This window comes from Microbispora sp. CA-102843 (assembly GCF_050936215.1).
Lineage (GTDB): Bacteria > Actinomycetota > Actinomycetes > Streptosporangiales > Streptosporangiaceae > Microbispora.
In genome coordinates this window covers 1,860,847-1,878,292 of record NZ_JBNJNF010000001.1, presented here as the reverse complement: position 1 = coordinate 1,878,292, position 17,446 = coordinate 1,860,847, and the positions used below count along the sequence as shown (strand labels likewise).

18 protein-coding genes are annotated in these 17,446 nt (G+C 71.7%); 13 read left to right on the top strand and 5 right to left on the bottom strand.

The features are described from left to right. Positions 1-48 precede the first annotated feature (48 nt). From ACQEVJ_RS08760 to ACQEVJ_RS08735, 6 genes are all read left to right on the top strand, one after another. Positions 49-2,784: a M14 family zinc carboxypeptidase gene (locus tag ACQEVJ_RS08760; protein ID WP_433098988.1), complete on the top strand. Its 2,736-nt coding sequence runs from the start codon at positions 49-51 to the stop codon at positions 2,782-2,784. Positions 2,785-2,885: 101 nt separating this feature from the next. After that, complete coding sequence (locus ACQEVJ_RS08755) at positions 2,886-3,521, top strand: hypothetical protein (protein WP_433098986.1); 636 nt, start codon at positions 2,886-2,888, stop codon at positions 3,519-3,521. A 98-nt stretch (positions 3,522-3,619) separates the two neighbouring features. Further along, complete coding sequence (locus ACQEVJ_RS08750) at positions 3,620-4,669, top strand: COG1470 family protein (RefSeq protein ID WP_433098984.1); 1,050 nt, start codon at positions 3,620-3,622, stop codon at positions 4,667-4,669. A 106-nt stretch (positions 4,670-4,775) separates the two neighbouring features. Further along, positions 4,776-5,120, top strand: a complete 345-nt coding sequence (locus tag ACQEVJ_RS08745; protein ID WP_433098982.1) for an SPW repeat domain-containing protein — start codon at positions 4,776-4,778, stop codon at positions 5,118-5,120. Positions 5,121-5,381: 261 nt separating this feature from the next. Next, positions 5,382-5,729: a bifunctional 3-phenylpropionate/cinnamic acid dioxygenase ferredoxin subunit gene (locus ACQEVJ_RS08740; RefSeq protein WP_433098980.1), complete on the top strand. Its 348-nt coding sequence runs from the start codon at positions 5,382-5,384 to the stop codon at positions 5,727-5,729. A 17-nt stretch (positions 5,730-5,746) separates the two neighbouring features. Further along, positions 5,747-6,913, top strand: coding sequence for an NAD(P)/FAD-dependent oxidoreductase (locus ACQEVJ_RS08735; protein ID WP_433098978.1), 1,167 nt, complete (start codon positions 5,747-5,749; stop codon positions 6,911-6,913). A 57-nt stretch (positions 6,914-6,970) separates the two neighbouring features. Here ACQEVJ_RS08735 and ACQEVJ_RS08730 read toward each other — a convergent pair whose 3' ends face one another. Next, the gene (locus ACQEVJ_RS08730; RefSeq protein ID WP_433098976.1) at positions 6,971-7,801 is read right to left on the bottom strand and encodes an IclR family transcriptional regulator; all 831 of its coding nucleotides are present in this window, start codon (positions 7,799-7,801) and stop codon (positions 6,971-6,973) included. A gap of 41 nt (positions 7,802-7,842) precedes the next feature. Between ACQEVJ_RS08730 and betA the strand changes: the two genes are divergently transcribed. Together betA and ACQEVJ_RS08720 are read left to right on the top strand one after the other, a co-directional pair. Beyond that, positions 7,843-9,477: a choline dehydrogenase gene (gene betA, locus ACQEVJ_RS08725; RefSeq protein ID WP_433098974.1), complete on the top strand. Its 1,635-nt coding sequence runs from the start codon at positions 7,843-7,845 to the stop codon at positions 9,475-9,477. Position 9,478: 1 nt separating this feature from the next. After that, positions 9,479-10,939, top strand: a complete 1,461-nt coding sequence (locus tag ACQEVJ_RS08720) for an aldehyde dehydrogenase family protein (RefSeq protein WP_433098972.1) — start codon at positions 9,479-9,481, stop codon at positions 10,937-10,939. 12 nt (positions 10,940-10,951) lie between these two features. Here the strand turns inward: ACQEVJ_RS08720 and ACQEVJ_RS08715 are convergent, their stop codons facing one another. Next, the gene (locus tag ACQEVJ_RS08715) at positions 10,952-11,815 is read right to left on the bottom strand and encodes an alpha/beta fold hydrolase (protein WP_433098970.1); all 864 of its coding nucleotides are present in this window, start codon (positions 11,813-11,815) and stop codon (positions 10,952-10,954) included. A gap of 72 nt (positions 11,816-11,887) precedes the next feature. On the opposite strand from ACQEVJ_RS08715, the gene ACQEVJ_RS08710 reads away from it, so the two are divergent. From ACQEVJ_RS08710 to ACQEVJ_RS08690, 5 genes are all read left to right on the top strand, one after another. Further along, on the top strand, positions 11,888-12,358 hold the full coding sequence (locus ACQEVJ_RS08710; protein WP_433098968.1) for a MarR family transcriptional regulator: 471 nt from the start codon (positions 11,888-11,890) through the stop codon (positions 12,356-12,358). A gap of 40 nt (positions 12,359-12,398) precedes the next feature. Beyond that, a complete protein-coding gene (locus ACQEVJ_RS08705) occupies positions 12,399-13,133 on the top strand; it encodes a Mut7-C RNAse domain-containing protein (RefSeq protein WP_433098966.1) in 735 nt (244 codons plus the stop codon). A gap of 123 nt (positions 13,134-13,256) precedes the next feature. Next, positions 13,257-14,183, top strand: a complete 927-nt coding sequence (locus ACQEVJ_RS08700) for a MerR family transcriptional regulator (protein ID WP_433098964.1) — start codon at positions 13,257-13,259, stop codon at positions 14,181-14,183. Then, complete coding sequence (locus ACQEVJ_RS08695; RefSeq protein ID WP_433098962.1) at positions 14,180-14,353, top strand: hypothetical protein; 174 nt, start codon at positions 14,180-14,182, stop codon at positions 14,351-14,353. Before ACQEVJ_RS08700 ends, ACQEVJ_RS08695 begins: the two co-directional genes overlap by 4 nt. Continuing rightward, on the top strand, positions 14,314-14,619 hold the full coding sequence (locus tag ACQEVJ_RS08690; RefSeq protein ID WP_433098960.1) for a hypothetical protein: 306 nt from the start codon (positions 14,314-14,316) through the stop codon (positions 14,617-14,619). Before ACQEVJ_RS08695 ends, ACQEVJ_RS08690 begins: the two co-directional genes overlap by 40 nt. Before the next feature lie 247 nt (positions 14,620-14,866). Here the strand turns inward: ACQEVJ_RS08690 and ACQEVJ_RS08685 are convergent, their stop codons facing one another. Genes ACQEVJ_RS08685 through ACQEVJ_RS08675 form a run of 3 tightly spaced genes read right to left on the bottom strand, consistent with a single transcriptional unit; the run spans position 14,867 to position 17,441 of the window. Then, positions 14,867-15,826, bottom strand: coding sequence for a UDP-glucuronic acid decarboxylase family protein (locus ACQEVJ_RS08685; protein ID WP_433098958.1), 960 nt, complete (start codon positions 15,824-15,826; stop codon positions 14,867-14,869). After that, positions 15,823-16,770 carry a glycosyltransferase family 9 protein gene (locus ACQEVJ_RS08680; protein ID WP_433098956.1) on the bottom strand — a complete coding sequence of 316 codons (948 nt, stop codon included), beginning with the start codon at positions 16,768-16,770 and terminating at the stop codon, positions 15,823-15,825. The genes ACQEVJ_RS08685 and ACQEVJ_RS08680 overlap by 4 nt, the downstream gene beginning before the upstream one ends. Beyond that, positions 16,761-17,441, bottom strand: coding sequence for an SDR family oxidoreductase (locus ACQEVJ_RS08675; RefSeq protein ID WP_433098954.1), 681 nt, complete (start codon positions 17,439-17,441; stop codon positions 16,761-16,763). Before ACQEVJ_RS08675 ends, ACQEVJ_RS08680 begins: the two co-directional genes overlap by 10 nt. Between the last annotated feature and the right edge of the window lie 5 nt (positions 17,442-17,446).

Below are 17,446 nucleotides of genomic sequence, written 5' to 3'. Positions count from 1 at the left end.
CCGGGCTGACCCCCCTCCCCGGACGGCACGCCAGATGGAGGAAACTCGATGAGGAGCTCTCCCCGCAGGGCGCGACGCTACGCCGCCGCACTCGCACTCCCCCTGGCGATCGCCCTGAACGCCCTCCCGGCGCTCGCCGATCCCTCCCTTAATCCAGTTCCCCCCGACCGGGCGTCCAGCACCGCGCAGAACGGCGTCGCGCTGATGCGCGTCGTCGTCCCCGACCAGGCGGCGGTGGACCGGCTGAACGCCATGGGCGTCGACCTCGCCGAATACTCGAAGCCGGTCGACGGCGGCATCGAGGTGCACGCCGTCCTCAGCCCAGAGGAGGCCCAGAGCCTCCGCGATCAGGGCTTCGACGTGCGCGACTCGATCTCCGACCAGAGCGACTACGCCGCGAACGTGGCCGAGCGGCGGCAGGCCCTCGCCGCCGCGGCCGCCGACGCGGCGGAGACCGACACGCTCACGCCGCTGCGCGCCGAGTGGTTCACCAGCCTCGACAACCAGCGGTTCCTGTCGGTCGAGGTGAAGACGAGCGCGACCGACGCCCAGACCGTGCTCACCGCCACCTGGGACAGCGGCCCGGGCACCGCCCCCGACTCCGGCGGCACGGCGACGATGTCCCGCTTCACCGACGCCGGGCAGTACATGTACCACCGGTTCAGCTCGCCGCTGCCGATCACGGAGGCCCCCACCCAGGTCACGATCACCAGCAACCGGGGCGGCTCGATCACCGTGCCGGTGACCAAGTGGCTGGGCGAGCCGCGCAAGGCGCCGACCAAGCACTACGTGCAGGACTTCGTCGACCACTACATGGACCCCACCGAGGTCACCAGCCGGATCGTGTGGCTGTCCAAGCAGTTCCCGAAGATCTCGGAGATCGTCGACCTCCCGTACAAGACGAACGGCTACCGCCGCCAGGCGCAGGCGCAGTTCGGCACGGGCTCGGGGAGCGCGCTGGCGAGCACGTTCTACGTGACTTCCAAGGCGTACGGCAGCGAGGGCGGCAACGACGTCAGCGTCGCGCTGGTGAACCCCGGGAACGCTTCGGCCCCGCTCTCGGTCGCGATCAACGGCAAGGACGTCGTGGTCAACCTGGCCACGGACGCCTCAGGCGCGGTCACCAGCACCGCGGGCCAGGTCGTGGACGCCGTCAACGGCAACTCGGCGGCGTCGGCGCTGCTGACCGCCAGCCTCTACCGGACCGGCAACGGCTCCGGTGTGGTGGCCGCGGCTCCGGCGACGAAGCTGACCGACAACCTGAAGGCGCCGGCGAGCGTCTCGCGTCAGCCGTTCCAGATGAAGGCGCTGCGCATCGGCAAGAGCCGGGACGGCTCGAAGACGGGAGTGTTCCTCTACTGCCAGGAGCACGCCCGCGAGTGGGTGACCCCGCTCACCTGTGTGGAGACCGCCGAGCGGCTGCTGCGCAACTACGCGCTCGACTCGGACACCAAGAAACTGGTGAACAATCTCGACATCTTTATCGTGCCGACGATCAACCCCGACGGCGCCCACTACTCGATGTACGACTACAACATGCAGCGCAGGAACATGGTCAACTACTGCGCTGCCGACGGGTCGGACCCGGCGCGCCGCAACTCCTGGGGTGTCGACCTCAACCGCAACTTCTCGGTGGGCAGCGTCTTCGACGGCTACAACGGCGGTTCGACCACCTGCACCAGCGACACCTTCGCCGGGCCGTCGGAGCTGTCGGAGCCGGAGACGCGCAACGAGGTGTGGCTCGCGGAGAAGTTCCCGAACGTCAAGTTCGCGATGAACACCCACTCCTACGGCGGCTACTTCATGTGGCCTCCGGGGGCGTACAAGACCGCCGGACGGGAGACGCTGCCGCGGCCGGACCTCGGCACGGAGGAATACTTCTGGAACGCCTCCAACCACATCCTGTCCGCCGTCCAGGGCTGGCGCGGCACGGCCATCTGGCCGGGACGCACCGGCCCGGTGATCGACGTGCTGTACTCGGCGGCCGGCAACAGCGCCGACGAGTTCTGGTACAACAAGGGCATCATCGGCTGGGACTTCGAGGTCGGCGCCGACGTCTACGACCCGGCGACCAAGAGGTACACCGCGGTCGGCTTCCAGCCTCCGTTCGAGGAGGGCCACGAGGAGGCGATGGAGTTCTCCAACGGCCAGATCGGCATCCTCGAGGTCGCCCAGATGTACCAGAAGGACAAGCAGAAGCCCGAGTCGAAGCTCGTGGTGACCGACAGGACCGACGGCTCGGCGACGTTCACCTTCACGGTGAACGAGCCGGCGAACGTCTACTACACCCTCGACGGCAGCCGGCCGACACTGAGCTCGCCCAAGCTGACCTCTTCGGGCATGCGTGAGGGCGCCGCGAAGATCTCGATCGACAAGACCACCGAGGTGCACTGGTTCGCCATGGACCTCGCGGGCAACATCGAGAACGGCTACAAGCCGGACGGCAACGGCAAGAAGTACAACAAGGAGACCGTCACGGTCGACAAGGCTCCGGTGCTCCCGCTGACCGTGACCGCCTCCTCCCGCTGCATCGGCACCTCGGCGTACCTGGCGGTGACGGCCGTCAACGACGGTGACGTGCCGGCCACGATCACGCTGAACACCCCGTTCGGTTCCAAGACCGTGGCCGACGTGGCCCCGGGCAAGCAGGCCTACCAGTCCTTCAACACCCGGGCCGCCCAGATCGACGCGGGCACGGTCACCGTGACCGGAACCGCGACGATCGGCGGCAAGCAGGTCACCACGTCCTACGACGCGGCCTACACCGCGGCCGGCTGCCGCTGACCGCACCGGCGGTGACCACGACGAGGACACCGCCCTAGCACAACCGGGGCCGGCCGGCCGACCAGCCGGCCGGCCCCGCCCCCCATAAATGGAGCGATCACATGAAAATCAACAGGACCACCCAGATATTCGCCGCGTCGGTGCTCGGCCTCGCGCTCGCCGGCGCCGGCCTGGCCGGTCCCGCACTCGCGGATGACGACCCGGGCAACGGTATCGATGTGTCGGTGAACATCGAGCCCATCCGCACTCCCGGTCAGCTGTCGATGACCGTGGCCGACAACAACGGAGTGGCCCTCACGGAGAACGGCTCGGATGCCGCTGCCCGCCAGTTCACCGGCACCCTGCCGACGGTCACGGTGACCGACACCCGCCTGCCCGAGGAGATCCCCGCGGGCGAGTTCTGGGCGGTGGTCGGCCAGTCCAGCCAGTTCACCGCGACCGGCGACTCCGCCAAGACCATCGGCCCGGAGTACCTGGGATGGAAGCCGCGCCTGCTGAGCGACTCCTCCACCGGGGCGGTGTCGGCCGGTGAGCCGGTCTCCAGCGTCATCTCCGACGGCACCGGAGCCCCCACCGTGGGTCTGGAGGGCCAGGAGCTGCTCGCCTCGATCGCGAACTCCGCCGACGAGATCGGCACCTCCCAGGTCAACGCCGACCTCGCCCTGCGCACCCCGGTCGACGTCGCCGCCGGCGAGTACCACTCGACCCTGACGCTGTCGCTGTTCAACCAGTCCTGAGCCGCAGGCGGGACGCCGTCGCCCGCTGTGGACGTCCGGACCGTGTGCGAGTCTGGCCCACGGTCCGGACATCTGCAATGAGACAGGAGACACCTTCGTTGACCAAGGGCCGTTCGCGGGGCGCCCTCGCCCTCCTCGCCGTCCTGCACACTGTCGGCGCGACCGTCTTGGTCGCCCTGCTCGCATTCGCCACCCCGTCGAACGCCGACACCACCTGGTCGGTGGTACCGGCCGACGCCAACGGCCCCGACGGCCGCAGCGTCATCGACATCGATCTCGCCGGCGGGCAGCAGGTGACCGAGCACATCGCGGTCGTCAACCGCTCCACCCAGCCGGTCGACTTCGCGATCGACGCCAACGACGGCTACCTGACCTCCAAGGGCTACTTCGACATGCGCCCGTCGGACGCCAAACCGACCGACGGCGGATCGTGGGTCGAAGTCCCCGACAAGGTGACCATCGCCGGCGGAGCCACCGCCGTCGTGCCCGTCAAGGTCTCGATCCCGCAGAACGCGACGCCCGGGGACCACCCCGCGGGCGTGACCGCGTCCGTGGACACGGTCTCCGGCCAGGTGCGGGTCCAGAACCGGGTGGGCGTCCGGCTGAACATCCGGGTGACCGGCAACTATGTGGCCAAGGTCGCCGTGACCGATCTGCGGGCCGAATACCTGGGGTCGTGGAACCCCTTCGCCTCGGGATCGGTCGAGGTGACCTACACCCTCGCCAATGTCGGCAACGTCCGGCTGGCCCCCGACGCCCGGGTCCTGACGTCCACATTCGTGGGTGAGAGCACCTGGGACGACACGTCCGAAGCCAAGGCCAGGGAGATCATGCCGGGCGGCAGCCGCACGTTCACCGCACGGGTGACCGGCGCCTGGCCGATGGGATCGATCACCACGACGGTCATGGCGATTCCCGCCCCCGCGGGCAAGCCGCTCCCGGGCATCACCGCCGAGCGCGTGGCGATCGACACCACGGTCTGGGCAGTCCCGTGGCCGCAGCTCGCTCTCCTCGCCCTCCTCATCCTCGCCTTCCTCGCCATCCGGGTGACCCGCTCTCGGCGCCGCAGGCGAATCGAGAAGCAGGCCGCGCTCCTGCGTGAGGCCAGCGCACTGATCGCCCGCTACGGCGGCACACCGGAGAACTGACAAAGTGACGCAGGGTTAGGAAATCCTGACGTAGCGGATTGTTGACCGGGCGGTCAATCAGGCAGACCGTCAGGTCATAGGTCACCTCTCCCGTACGGAGGCACGGATGGATCTCACGAGATCGTTGTCCGACATCGTCGCCCTCGTCGCCGGACTGGTCGCGGTGCTCGCGTCGTTCTTCTGGGCCGATGCCCAGGCGGCCACGCAGCCGCTCCTCGTCCTCGGCGCCCTACTCGTCGTCTCCGCCCTGTGGTCCATCCTGGGCGCGGGCGGCGCCAGCTCCTGGGTGACCGCGGCGTTCGGCGCCCTGCTGTTCGTCTCCCCATGGGCGTTCGGCTTCGACGGCGACTCCGCCTCGGCGTGGACCGCCTGGATCACCGGCGCCGTCACCGTCGTCGTCGGCCTGCTGACCGTCCTGCAGGTGCGCGGCCGGACGACCGTCACCACCTGACCCCCACCCCCGGCCAGACCGGCACTCCACCCCCGCGTACGGCCCCGCCGCCCGTCGCCCTCCCGGCGACCGGCGGCGGGGCCGTACGCCTTTCCGGCCTTCCCGGTTTCCGCGGTCTACAGGGGCCTCACCTGCGCGTGGACCTGAGTCGCGCTTATCACCCTCCAGGTGCTATGTCGCCCCTTGACTTTGGCGCGATCTCCGCTCAATCTGTTGCGTATAGCGCTTCCTGTTCCACCTTACGAAACTGGGAACCCTCGCATGATTCCTGCGTGCCCCCTCGCCGCCCTGCCCAGGGGCGAGGCCCTCCGAATCGAGACAGATCCCCCGATCGCCGTCTTCCACACCGAGGACGGTGAACTGTACGCGGTGGACGACACCTGCACGCACCAGGATGCCTCGCTCGCGGACGGGTGGCTGGAGGGGTGCGAGGTGGAGTGCCCCCTGCACGCGTCGCGCTTCGACCTGCGGACGGGCCGGGTGGACGCCCCTCCCGCGAAGCTTCCGGTGCGCACCCACCAGGTGGTGGTCCAGGACGAGACCGTCTTCGTCGTGCCGTCGGACCTGCCGCCGAACCTCCCGCCCGGCGTCCGCACCGGGTCGGCCTGAGACGCCGTGAGGGTGCCGTGAAATCCGTCGCCATCGTCGGCGCGTCGCTCGCCGGGCTGTCGGCGGCCCGCGCGCTCCGCGCCCAGGGCTTCGGCGGGCGCCTGACGATCGTCGGGGCCGAAGCGCACCGCCCCTACGACCGGCCCCCGCTGTCCAAGGAGTTCCTCGCCGGCCAGATGACGACGGCGGACCTCGCCCTGGAGGGCGACGGCGAGGACCTCGACGCCGAGTGGCGCCTGGGCGTCGCCGCCACCGGACTGGAACAGGGCCCGCCGCTGCGCATCACGCTCGCCGACGGCTCCGCGGTCGAGGCCGACGGCGTGGTGATCGCCACCGGCGCGGTCGCCCGCACCCTCGGGGGCGATCTCGCCGGGGTGCACACGCTGCGCACGATCGAGGACGCGGCGGCCCTGCGGGCCGATCTCGACGCCGCCCGGCGGCTCGTGGTGATCGGGGCGGGCTTCATCGGCGCCGAGGTCGCCTGCGTCGCCCGCACGCTCGAGCTCGACGTGACGATCGTCGAGGCGGCGCCCGCGCCGTTCGCCCGCGCGCTCGGGTCCGAGATGGGCACCGCGCTCGCCGGGCTGCACGAGGACCACGGGGTGCGCCTGATCTGCGGCGCCGCCGTACGGGCCCTGACCGGCGACGGACGCGTCGACGGCGTGCTGCTGGAGGACGGGCGCCGCCTGGACGCCGACGTGGTCCTCGCCGGCATCGGCGCGCGGCCGGCGGTGGACTGGCTCGACGGCAGCGGAGTACGGGTCGGCGACGGCGTTCTCTGCGACACCGGCGGCGCGACGAGCGTGCCTGGAGTCGTCGCGGTCGGCGACTGCGCCGCCTGGTTCGACCCCGCTCTCGGCGCCCACCTGCGCGTGGAGCACTGGACCGGCGCGGCGCGGCGTCCCGCGACGGCCGCGCAGACGCTGCTGTCCGGCGGCGCCGCCGTGCCGGACGGCCTCGCGCCGCCCTACCTGTGGTCGGACCAGTACGGCATGCGCGTGCAGTTCGCCGGGCACACGCTGCCGGGAGACGAGGTGAGCGTCGAGGAGGGCGACCTCGCGTCCCGCCGCTTCCTGGCCGTCTACCGGCGGGAGGGCCGCACGGTCGCGGTGCTCGGCGTCGACCAGCCGCGCTCGTTCACCCGGTGGCGGCGCCGCGTGAACGAGCCCGCCGGGGCGCGATGAGCGCCGTCGCGTCCCGTCAGGGACGTCCCTCCGGCACCTGGCATGCGATGACCCCCGTCACCCCGCGTGGCCGAGACGGTGGCTGATGTCGGCCGCGCCCGCGACGAGCACGGGCGCGAGCTCGCGCATGCGTTCCTCGCTGAACCGGTAGGCCGGACCGGAGGCGCTGACGGCGGCCACCACCTCGCCCTCGTGGGAGCGGATGGGCGCGGCGATGGCGTTCAGCCCGATCTCGTACTCCTCCACGGTGACCGCGTAGCCCCGCCGCAGTGTCTCGTCGAGCTGCCGTCGCAGTTCGGCGGCGTCGGTCACCGTGGCGGGTGTGAAGCGCTCCAGCCCGGCGGCGGCGATGAGCCGCTCGCGGCGCCGCTCGTCGAGGTGGGCGAGCAGGACCTTGCCGCTCGACGTGGCGTGCAGGGGGGTGGGCTGGCCGACCCAGTTGTGCGCGGTCACGGCCGCCTGGCCGCGCACCTGGTCGAGGTTGATGGCGTAGTGGGACCGTGCGACGGCGATGTTGACGGTCTCGCCGATCTCCTCGGCGAGCCGCCGGCACACCGGGCGGCTCTGCTGGACGAGGTCGAGCCGCGCGGCCACCCCGGCGGCGAGCCTGACGATGCCGAAGCCGAGGCGATACTTGCCGCGGTCCTCGGCCTGCTCCGCCAGGCCGCGTGCCTCGAGGGCGCCGAGCAGCCGGAACGCGGTGGACTTGTGGACGCCGATCTCCGCGGCGACCTCGCTCACGCCGGCCTCGCCGCGCTGGGAGAGGATCTCCAGGATCGTCACGGCCCGGTCCACCGACTGGACGCCGCCGCTCCCCTCGGACCGCGCGGCGGCCTCGTCGGGCCCCACGGTCTCGGGGTCCGACCCGTGACGTTGCGAATGCTGCACTCTATTGCGCATATCAACATCATCCTGCCCGGGAGGCGGACATGTATGACTTTGTCATCGTCGGCGGTGGATCAGCGGGGAGCGCTCTCGCGAACCGGCTGTCGGCCGACCCCTCCAACCGCGTCCTCGTGCTGGAGGCGGGCCGTCCCGACTACCTGTGGGATGTGTTCATCCACATGCCGGCCGCGCTGATGTTCCCCATCGGCAGCCGGTTCTACGACTGGAAGTACGAGTCCGAGCCCGAGCCGCACATGCACGGCCGGCGGATCTACCACGCCCGGGGGAAGGTGCTCGGCGGGTCGAGCAGCATCAACGGCATGATCTTCCAGCGCGGGAACCCCATGGACTACGAGCGCTGGGGGGCCGACCCGGGCATGGAGACCTGGGACTTCGCGCACTGCCTGCCGTACTTCAAGCGGATGGAGAACTGCCTGGCCGCCGACGCGGCGGACCCGATGCGCGGGCACGAAGGGCCGCTGGTGCTGGAGCGCGGCCCGGCCAGGAATCCGCTGTTCGGGGCCTTCTTCGAGGCCGTGCAGCAGGCGGGCTACCCGCTGACCGACGATGTGAACGGCTACCGCCAGGAGGGCTTCGCGCCGTTCGACCGCAACGTGCGGCGCGGGCGCCGCCTGTCGGCCGCGCGGGCCTATCTCCACCCCGTGCTGAACCGCCCGAACCTGACGGTCAAGACCGGCGCGTTCGTCACGAAGATCCTGTTCGAGGGCAAGCGCGCGGTCGGCGTCGAGTTCGACGGCAAGCGGGTGCGGGCCGGGGAGGTCATCCTCTGCGGCGGCGCGATCAACTCCCCGCAGCTCCTGCAGCTCTCCGGCGTGGGCGACGCCGACCACCTGAAGGCGCACGGCGTCGACGTGGTCCACGACCTGCCCGGCGTCGGCGAGAACCTCCAGGACCACCTGGAGGTCTACATCCAGTACGCCTGCAAGCAGCCGGTGTCGATGCAGCCCGCGATGAAGTGGCGCAACCGGCCGATGGTCGGCGCCCAGTGGCTGTTCCTGCGCAAGGGCCCCGGCGCGACCAACCACTTCGAGGCCGGCGGCTTCGTACGCGGCAACGACGACGTCGACTACCCCAACCTGATGTTCCACTTCCTGCCCGTCGCCGTGCGCTACGACGGCTCGGCGCCGGCCGGCGGGCACGGCTACCAGGTGCACATCGGGCCGATGTACTCCGACGCCCGCGGCTCGGTGAAGATCAAGAGCACCGACCCCCGCGTGAAGCCCGCGCTGCGCTTCAACTACCTGTCCACCGAGCAGGACCGCCGCGAATGGGTCGAGGCCGTACGGGTGGCCCGCGACATCCTCAGCCAGCCCGCGATGGACGCGTTCAACGGCGGCGAGCTGTCCCCCGGCCGTGAGGTCGAGACCGACGAGCAGGTCCTCGACTGGGTGGCGAAGGACGGCGAGACCGCCCTGCATCCCTCCTGCACCGCGAAGATGGGCGTGGACGAGATGGCCGTGGTCGACCCGCTGACCATGGGGGTGCACGGCCTGGAGGGCCTGCGGGTCGTGGACGCCTCGGTGATGCCCTACGTCACGAACGGCAACATCTACGCGCCCGTGATGATGGTCGCGGAGAAGGCGGCCGACCTGATCCTCGGTAACACTCCCCTGGCCCCCGAGCCGGTGGAGTTCTACCGGCACAGGAAGGACGCCTGACATGAAGGACCTGCACATCGGCGGGCAGTGGCGCGACGCGGCCGAGGGCGGCCGGCGCGAGATCCACTGCCCGGCCGACGGACGGCACGTGGCCACCGTCGCGGAGGCCACCCGCGCCGACACGGAGGCCGCGATCGCGGCGGCCCGGCGAGCGTTCGACGAGGGTCCGTGGCCGCGTACGCCGGAGCGGGAGCGCGGGGCGCTGCTGCTGCGGGTGGCCGGTCTGCTGGAGCGGGACAAGGCCGACATCGCGCGGGCGGAGTCGCTGGACACCGGCAAACGCGTGGTGGAAAGCGAGTACGACGTCGACGATGTGATCGCGTCTTTCCGCTACTTCGGCGGGATCGCCGGCACGGACGCCGGACGGGTGGTCGACACCGGCCGCGCCGATGCGATCAGCCGGGTGGTGTACGAGCCGGTCGGGGTCTGCGGCCTGATCACGCCGTGGAACTACCCGCTGTTGCAGACCTCCTGGAAGGTGGCGCCCGCGCTGGCCGCCGGGAACACCTTCGTGCTCAAGCCGAGCGAGCTGACGCCGTCCACGGCGATCCTGCTGATGCGGCTGCTGGAGGAGGCGGGGCTGCCGCCGGGGGTGGGCAACCTGGTGCTCGGGGCCGGAGCTGAGGTCGGCGCGCCGCTGGCCGACCACCGGGACGTCGACATGGTCTCGTTCACCGGCGGGCTGGCGACCGGACGGCGCATCATGGCCTCGGCCGCGCAGACGGTCAAGCGCGTCGCCCTGGAACTGGGCGGCAAGAACCCCAACATCGTGTTCGCCGACGCGGACTTCGACACCGCCGTCGACTTCGCCGTGACCGCGGTGTTCCTGCACTCGGGGCAGGTGTGTTCGGCCGGCGCCCGGCTGCTGGTGGAGGACTCCATCCACGAGGAGTTCGTGGACGCGGTGGTGCGCCGGGCCGAGCGGATCAGGCTGGGCGGGCCGTTCGACCCCGAGGCCGAGACCGGGCCGCTGATCTCGGCCGAGCATCTGGCCAAGGTCGAGGCGTACGTCGAGGCGGGGATCGCGGAGGGCGCGAAACTGCGCTGCGGCGGGCGGCGCCTGGACGGAAAGGGATACTTCTTCCCGCCGACGGTGCTGGACGGCTGCCACCGCGACATGCGGGTGGTCCGCGAGGAGTCGTTCGGGCCGGTGCTGACGGTGGAGCGGTTCTCCGGTGAGGACGAGGCCGTCGCGTTGGGCAACGACACCGACTACGGGCTGGCCGGGGCCGTGTGGACGACGGACGCGGACAAGGCGCAGCGGGTGGCCGCGCGGCTGCGGCACGGCACGGTGTGGATCAACGACTACCACCCGTACGTGCCGCAGGCGGAGTGGGGCGGGTTCAAGCAGTCCGGCGTCGGCCGGGAGCTCGGCCCGACCGGCCTCAACGAATACCGCGAGATCAAGCACATCTGGCAGAACACCGATCCCCGCCCCCAGCACTGGTTCGTGCCCCGGTAGTGCGTTGTCAGCTCAGTCGCCCCGCCCGTGCGCGGCGAGGAACTCCCCGATGCGCGCGTCCATCTCGGGTGGCGCCGCGAGGGGAAGGGTGTGGTGTGTGGCGCCGGGCAGTACGGCCGTCTCCACGCGGGGCAGGAGCGCCGCGGCGGAGGCGGCCACCCGGCCGATGTCATGCGCCCGGCTGCGCTCGGCCAGGAGAAGCAGCACCGAGGGCCGCAGCGCCCGCAGCGCCTCCGGGCCGGGACGCGGACCGGTCAGGGGCCGGGCGGCGGGGAAGCCGGCGGCGAGATCGTTGAGGCGGCGCCACCTCTCGTCCAGCGCCGTCCGCCCCGTCTCCCAGTCGATGAACGCGCGGCGTCGCCGTACGGTCGGGCGAAGCAGCATCGGCAGGGCGCGCAGGAGATAACGGCGGGAGAAACCGGTGAAGCAGTTCGTCGGGTCGACCAGCACCAGCGCCCTCACTCTGCCGGGCGCGTGCGACGCGTAGTGGAGGGCGCTCCACGCGCCATAGGAGTGCCCGCACATGGACACCGTCGTAGCGCCGAGTCCGTCGAGCACGGCGTCGAGCCAGGCCATCTGGTCGCCCAGCCTGCGGACCGCGCGCTCCCCGGCGGCGCTGCGGCCCGCCTCGCCGACGGTGTCGACCGCATGCACCCGGTGCGCCGTGCCGAGTGCCTTCGCGGTGCTGGACCAGACGGTCGAGGTGGTCCCGCCGCCGTGCAGGAGGACCACCGGCGGCGCGTCCGCGGGGCCGACCGAGTTGACGTGGGTCGTGCCGTAGGGCGTGCTGATCGCGGCCGACTCCGTTGAGGCGGGCCAGTTCGCCGCCAGGACGGCGTCGTACGCCGCGTAGAACGCCTCGTCGATGCTCTTCAAGGCCGCCTCCGGAAATTACTCGGTGAGCGATAATCTTGTTGAACGAGATAATAGGACGAGGAGAGGCTGCCCATGACGCCAGGGGCGACACGCGAGCACGAGGGCCCGGAGATGGAGATCTTCCATCTGCTGCGGGCGGTCGCGGTGGAGTACGGCCTGCGCCAGGCGGAGTTCGCGGCCGAGCACGGCATGCACGTCACCGACGTGCGGGCGCTCATCTGCCTGCTGGACGCGGAGCGGGCCGGGATCGACGCCACCGCCGGCTTCCTCGGCGCCGGGCTGGGCCTGAACTCGGCGGGCACCACGGGGGTCGTCGACCGGCTCGAACGGCTCGGCCTGGTCAGCCGGGTCCGCGACGTCAAGGACCGGCGCCGGGTCCTGCTGAGAGTCGAGGAGCGCGCCAAGGAGCTGGGATGGAGCTACTTCGGCCCGCTCATCGACAGGACGGTCGGGGTTCTGTCCGGATTCGACGAGCGGCACATGGCCGCGGTGCGGCTCTTCCTCCAGACGGCACTGGACGCGTTGACGGCGGAAGGCCGATGACCGGCGGCCGTTCCCCTGCGGCGGGGGGCATGCTGGGGGCATGGAGGTGTCCGTACGCTTCTCGCCCGAGCTGTGGATCTTCCTCGCGCCGCGCAACCGGCGGCCCGAGCTGCTCCTGCCGTACGACGGGACGTCCTCGCTCGGCCATGTGATCGAGTCGGCGGGCGTTCCGCTGACCGAGATCGGCGAGCCGGTCGTGGGAGGCCGCCCGGTCGAGCGGTCGCACCGGCCGCGCCCGGACGAGGTGGTGGAGGTGCCGCCCGTGCCCAGGCCCCAGGCCGTGCCGGGCTGCCGGTTCGTCCTCGACGTCCACCTGGGGACGCTGGCGCGGCGGCTGCGCCTGGTCGGCCTGGACACCGCGTACCGCAACGACATGGACGACGACGCGCTGATCGAGCAGGCCAACGCCGAGGACCGGGTGCTGCTCACGCAGGACCGGGGCATCCTGCGGCGCCGGTCGCTGCGGCTCGGCGCGTACGTGCGCGGTGCCCGGCCGGACGACCAGTTCCTCGACGTACTCGACCGCTTCCGGCCGCCGCTCGCTCCGTGGACCCGCTGCACGGCCTGCAACGGGCCACTCGCCCAGGTCGGCAAGGCCGACGTGGAGGATGCGCTGGAGCCCGGCACCCGGCGCAGCTACGACGAGTTCGCCCGCTGCCTCGTCTGTGGCCGGATCTACTGGCACGGCGCCCACGGCGGCAGCCTGGAGGCCGTCGTCGACCGCGCCCTCCACGCGGTCAGTCCCGCGCGTCGTGGGCGAGCAGGATCCGGTTGAGCAGGCCGAGCTTGGCCGGCGCGCCGGAGACGTGTGCTTGACCGCGCCCACCGACATGTTGAGCCGGTCGCCACGGAGCAGCGGAGTTGAGTCTCCAGTAGGGGGAGACGCGAGGGTGGGGGCATGGACGGCGACACGCTCTACTCGATCGGTGAGCTGGCACGGCGGACCGGACTGACGGTCAAGGCCATCCGGTTCTACTCCGACTGCGGGATCGTGCCGCCCACCGGCCGCAGCCCGGCCGGCTACCGCCTCTACGACATCGACGCCGTCGCCCGGCTGGACCTCGTACGGACGCTGCGCGACCTGGGGATCGACCTTCCCACGATCCGCAAAGTCCTGGACCGGGAGACCACGCTGGCCCAGGTCGCGGCGGCGCACGCCGAGGCGCTGGCGACGCAGATCCGGGTCCTGCGCCTACGGCGCGCGGTGGCGACGGCGGTGGCACGGCGCGGCTCCACCCCTGAGGAGATGGATCTCATGCACAGACTCGCCGGGCTCTCCGAGGACGAGCGACGACGCCTGATCGACGGCTTCCTCGACGCCGCCTTCGGCGGACTGGACGCCGACCTGACGGGGATCAGGCGCACGATGACCCCCGAGTTGCCCGACGACCCCGACGACGAGCAGGTCGAGGCGTGGATCGAGCTGGCCGAGCTGGCCGCCGACCCGGAGTTCGGGGCGCTCATGCGGCGCGTCGCCGAGCAGCATCTGGCCGACCACGTCCGGGGAGACGTCCCGCGCCCGGGCGCGGTGGCGATGGTCCGCGACCACGTCGCCCCCGCACTCGCCGCGGGCGTCGACAGCGCCTCCCCTCAGGCCGGCGCGATCGTCGCCGCCGTGACCGCACAGTACGCCGACCTGGTCGGCCACCAGGACGACGCCGCACTTCGACGCCGGCTGCTCACCCTGCTGGAGACCGCGAACGACCCGCGCAGGGAGTCGTACTTCCGGCTGCTCGCGGTGGTCAACGGCTGGCCGCCCCCGGACGCGCTGACCCCGGCCCTCACCTGGTTCGCCGACGCTCTGAGAGTCCGTTCTGACGAATGACGGAGCACGTGCCGGCGCCCTCTGGCATGTCGGTGGGACCGGTCGGATCGGCCGTGATGCTGTTCGAGAACAACGGGTTCCTGGGCAGCCTGCCCGAAGTCCTGCGGCGGCTCAGCCGCGACGGCCGGGTGTGCGGCGTCTACTGGAACGTGGAGGGCGACAACAGCTGAGCTACGCGGCCGACGGCCGGGTGCTGGTCGACCTCGACGCGATGTTCTGGGATGAATGGACCGGCGACGACTTCGCGGTGCTCGAGCCTGAGCTGCGCGCCATGACCGAACTGCTGGCCGGGGACGAGGACGACTGGCAGGCCGCCGCGATGACCGTGGTGGAGCCGGTGACCGGGGTGCGGCTGACCGGCGAGTGGCTCGCCGGAGCCCACCAGTACGTCGCTTTCCGCTGGCCCGTGGCCCCCGAGGCCCTCTCGTCCACGTGACGGGACTGGTCGCCGCGCCGCCGTCGTCGCCGGGCTCACCGAGGCCAGCGCGATCCTGGACTCCCGGGATGCCCGCGCCGCGTTCGACCTCGCCGCGCTTGCCGGGTTCGGCGACGAGCACCCGTGGGACAGCGGCCTTGGCCACAACGTCGACGTCGGCGGAGTGGCGGGCTACCGGCGCGCACATGCGACCCCCGCAGCCACCCGACCAGGAGCTGCGCCACGCCCTCGTACGGGTGCCGCGGAGTCAGGAGGCGACGGAGTAGGAGGTGAGCTCCTTCTCGAACCAGTCGATGGTGCGGCGCAGGCCGGTGACGGGGTCGACACGCGGACGCCAGTCGAGCCGCTCCTCGGCGAGCGAGGTGTCGGGACGGCGGACGCCGGGGTCGTCCACGGGCCGCTCGACGAACCGGATCGGAGAGGACGAGCCCGCCAGGTCGCGGATCGTCTCCGCCAGCTCCGCCATCGACATCTCCGCCGGGTTGCCGATGTTCACCGGCCCGGCGAAGTCGCTGTCCGCCAGCGCGAGCACGCCGTCGATCGTGTCCTCCACGAAGCAGATCGATCGCGTCTGGCTGCCGTCACCGGTCACGGTGATCGGCTCGCCCAGCAGCGCCTGACGGATGAACGTGGGGATCGCCCGGCCGTCGTGGGGCCGCATCCGCGGGCCGTACGTGTTGAAGATCCGTACGATCGCGGTGTCGGTCCCCCGCGAGTTGCGGTAGGCCGTGGTCAGCGACTCGGCGAATCGCTTGGCCTCGTCGTACACGCTGCGCGGCCCGACCGGGTTGACGTTGCCCCAGTATGTCTCCTTCTGCGGGTGTTCCAGCGGGTCGCCGTACACCTCGCTGGTGGAGGCGAGGACGAACCGCGCGTCCTTCTCGGTGGCGAGCCCGAGGGCGTGCAGCGTCCCCATGCTGCCGACCTTCAGCGTCTCGATCGGATGGCGCAGGTAGTCGGCGGGGGACGCGGCCGAGGCGAAGTGCAGCACCAGGTCGACCTGGCCCGGCACGTGGACGAACCCGGTGAGATCGCACTCCACGAGCCGGAACGCGGGCCGCCCGATCAGGTGCTCCACGTTACGCGGCGACCCGGTGAGGAAGTTGTCCAGGCAGACGACCGCCGCACCGCATTCCACAAACCGTTCGCACAGGTAGGAGCCGAGGAACCCGGCTCCCCCGGTGACCACGACACGGGACCCCTTCACCGCACCCCCACTCCTCGCAACCTCCTGACGGCGTCGAGCACCTCGGGCACTCCGATTTCGAGCAGGCCCTCCGATGGCCGGTCGCCATGCGGGTCGCCCTTGCGCCCGGCCCACAGCGCGATGTGCGGGCGGCCCGGCGGCGGCCCCCACAGCGCGGGCGGCACCGGGCCGTACAGGATGACCGAGGGCGTGCCGACGGCCGTGGCCAGGTGCGACATGCCCGTGTCGCCGCAGACGACGAGCGCCGCGTGGGCCGTCAGCGCGGCCAGCTCCGGCAGGTTCGTACGGCCGGCCAGCACGGACTCCTCCGGCAGCCCGGCGAGCTGGGCGACATGGCGGGCGAGCGCGATCTCGGTCACGCCGCCGGTGACGACGACCCGCTGGCCCTGTCCTGCCAGTTCGGCCGCCACCTGGGCGAAGCGGTCCGGCGGCCACTGCCGCGCCCGGAACGCCGCCCCCGGGTGGATGATCACCTCACCGCCCGCGAGCGGGCCCGGCCCCGGGTCGCCCAGCGCGAGGTCCTCCGGGTCGGCCGGGATGCCGTACCACTCCAGCAGCGAGCACCACCGCCGCCTCTCGTGCGTCTCCGTTTCCCAGGGCGGCCCGTCCGGGCCCGGCACCAGGTGGTGGGCGTGCGTGAGCAGGCGGCCCGGCCGTGTGCGGCGCAGCGCCTGGATGCTCTCCGGGCCACTGCCGTGCAGGTTGACCGCGACGTCCGGCGACTCGTAGGGCACCGGCCCCGGGCCGGACACGTCGAGCAGCTCGTCGATGCCGCCGATCAGCGGCAGCAGCCCGCCGAGGTAGGCCGGGGTGGCCAGCACGAAGTGGTGCTCCGGGTGCGCCCGCCGCAGCGCCCGCAGCGCGGGCACCGAGGTGAGCAGGTCTCCGAGCCCGAGCCCGCGCAGGGCGAGCAGAACCGGTCTTCGCGGATCTTCTAGGGCCATGACGTCTCCGTGGAGGCGCACACGACCAGTTCCCTGACCTCGCAGCCCTGCGGCTGCCCGAGCGCGAACAGGATCGCGGAGGCGACGTCCTCCGGCTGGTTCAGCCGGGCGTCGGGGCCGGGCTTGTACTGGTCGGGACGGTCGTTGAAGAAGTTCGTCCGCATGCCGCCGGGGATCAGCAGGGTCACTCCCACCTGCCCCGCCAGTTCGGCCGCCAGGGCTCGGGTGAAGCCCACGACGCCGAACTTCGAGGCGCAGTAGGCCGTCGCGTCGCTGAGCGCCCGCACCCCGAGTGTGGAGGCGACGGTGACGACCTTGCCTCCCGACTGGCGCAGATACGGCAGGGCCGCCCGGACCACCGCGGCGGTTCCGAGCAGGTTGACCCCGATCACCCGTTCCCACTGCTCGGCGGCCACCTCCTCCAGCCGTCCGCAGGCGTCGGTGCCCGCCGCCGTCACGACGCCGTCGAGACCGCCCGCCCGGTCGGCGAGCTCGCGCACGGCCCGCTCGGCCTGCTCGCGGTCGGACAGGTCGGCCCGTACGCAGTCGAACCCGCCGTCCGGCTCGTTGACGTCCACGACCAGCGGCCGCCCGCCGGCCTTCGCGACCGCCATGGCGGTGGCCCGGCCCAGGCCGGACGCGCCTCCGGTGATCAATACGTTTCCCACCATTGAGG

Coding starts and splice junctions, on each gene's coding strand:
- ACQEVJ_RS08695 (WP_433098962.1), top strand. CDS start 14,180: ATGACGGAGCACGTGCCGGCGCCCTCTGGCATGTCGGTGGGACCGGTC.
- ACQEVJ_RS08720 (WP_433098972.1), top strand. CDS start 9,479: ATGAAGGACCTGCACATCGGCGGGCAGTGGCGCGACGCGGCCGAGGGC.
- ACQEVJ_RS08760 (WP_433098988.1), top strand. CDS start 49: ATGAGGAGCTCTCCCCGCAGGGCGCGACGCTACGCCGCCGCACTCGCA.
- ACQEVJ_RS08710 (WP_433098968.1), top strand. CDS start 11,888: ATGACGCCAGGGGCGACACGCGAGCACGAGGGCCCGGAGATGGAGATC.
- ACQEVJ_RS08675 (WP_433098954.1), bottom strand. CDS start 17,441: ATGGTGGGAAACGTATTGATCACCGGAGGCGCGTCCGGCCTGGGCCGG.
- ACQEVJ_RS08680 (WP_433098956.1), bottom strand. CDS start 16,770: ATGGCCCTAGAAGATCCGCGAAGACCGGTTCTGCTCGCCCTGCGCGGG.
- ACQEVJ_RS08745 (WP_433098982.1), top strand. CDS start 4,776: ATGGATCTCACGAGATCGTTGTCCGACATCGTCGCCCTCGTCGCCGGA.
- betA (WP_433098974.1), top strand. CDS start 7,843: ATGTATGACTTTGTCATCGTCGGCGGTGGATCAGCGGGGAGCGCTCTC.
- ACQEVJ_RS08705 (WP_433098966.1), top strand. CDS start 12,399: ATGGAGGTGTCCGTACGCTTCTCGCCCGAGCTGTGGATCTTCCTCGCG.
- ACQEVJ_RS08700 (WP_433098964.1), top strand. CDS start 13,257: ATGGACGGCGACACGCTCTACTCGATCGGTGAGCTGGCACGGCGGACC.
- ACQEVJ_RS08740 (WP_433098980.1), top strand. CDS start 5,382: ATGATTCCTGCGTGCCCCCTCGCCGCCCTGCCCAGGGGCGAGGCCCTC.
- ACQEVJ_RS08755 (WP_433098986.1), top strand. CDS start 2,886: ATGAAAATCAACAGGACCACCCAGATATTCGCCGCGTCGGTGCTCGGC.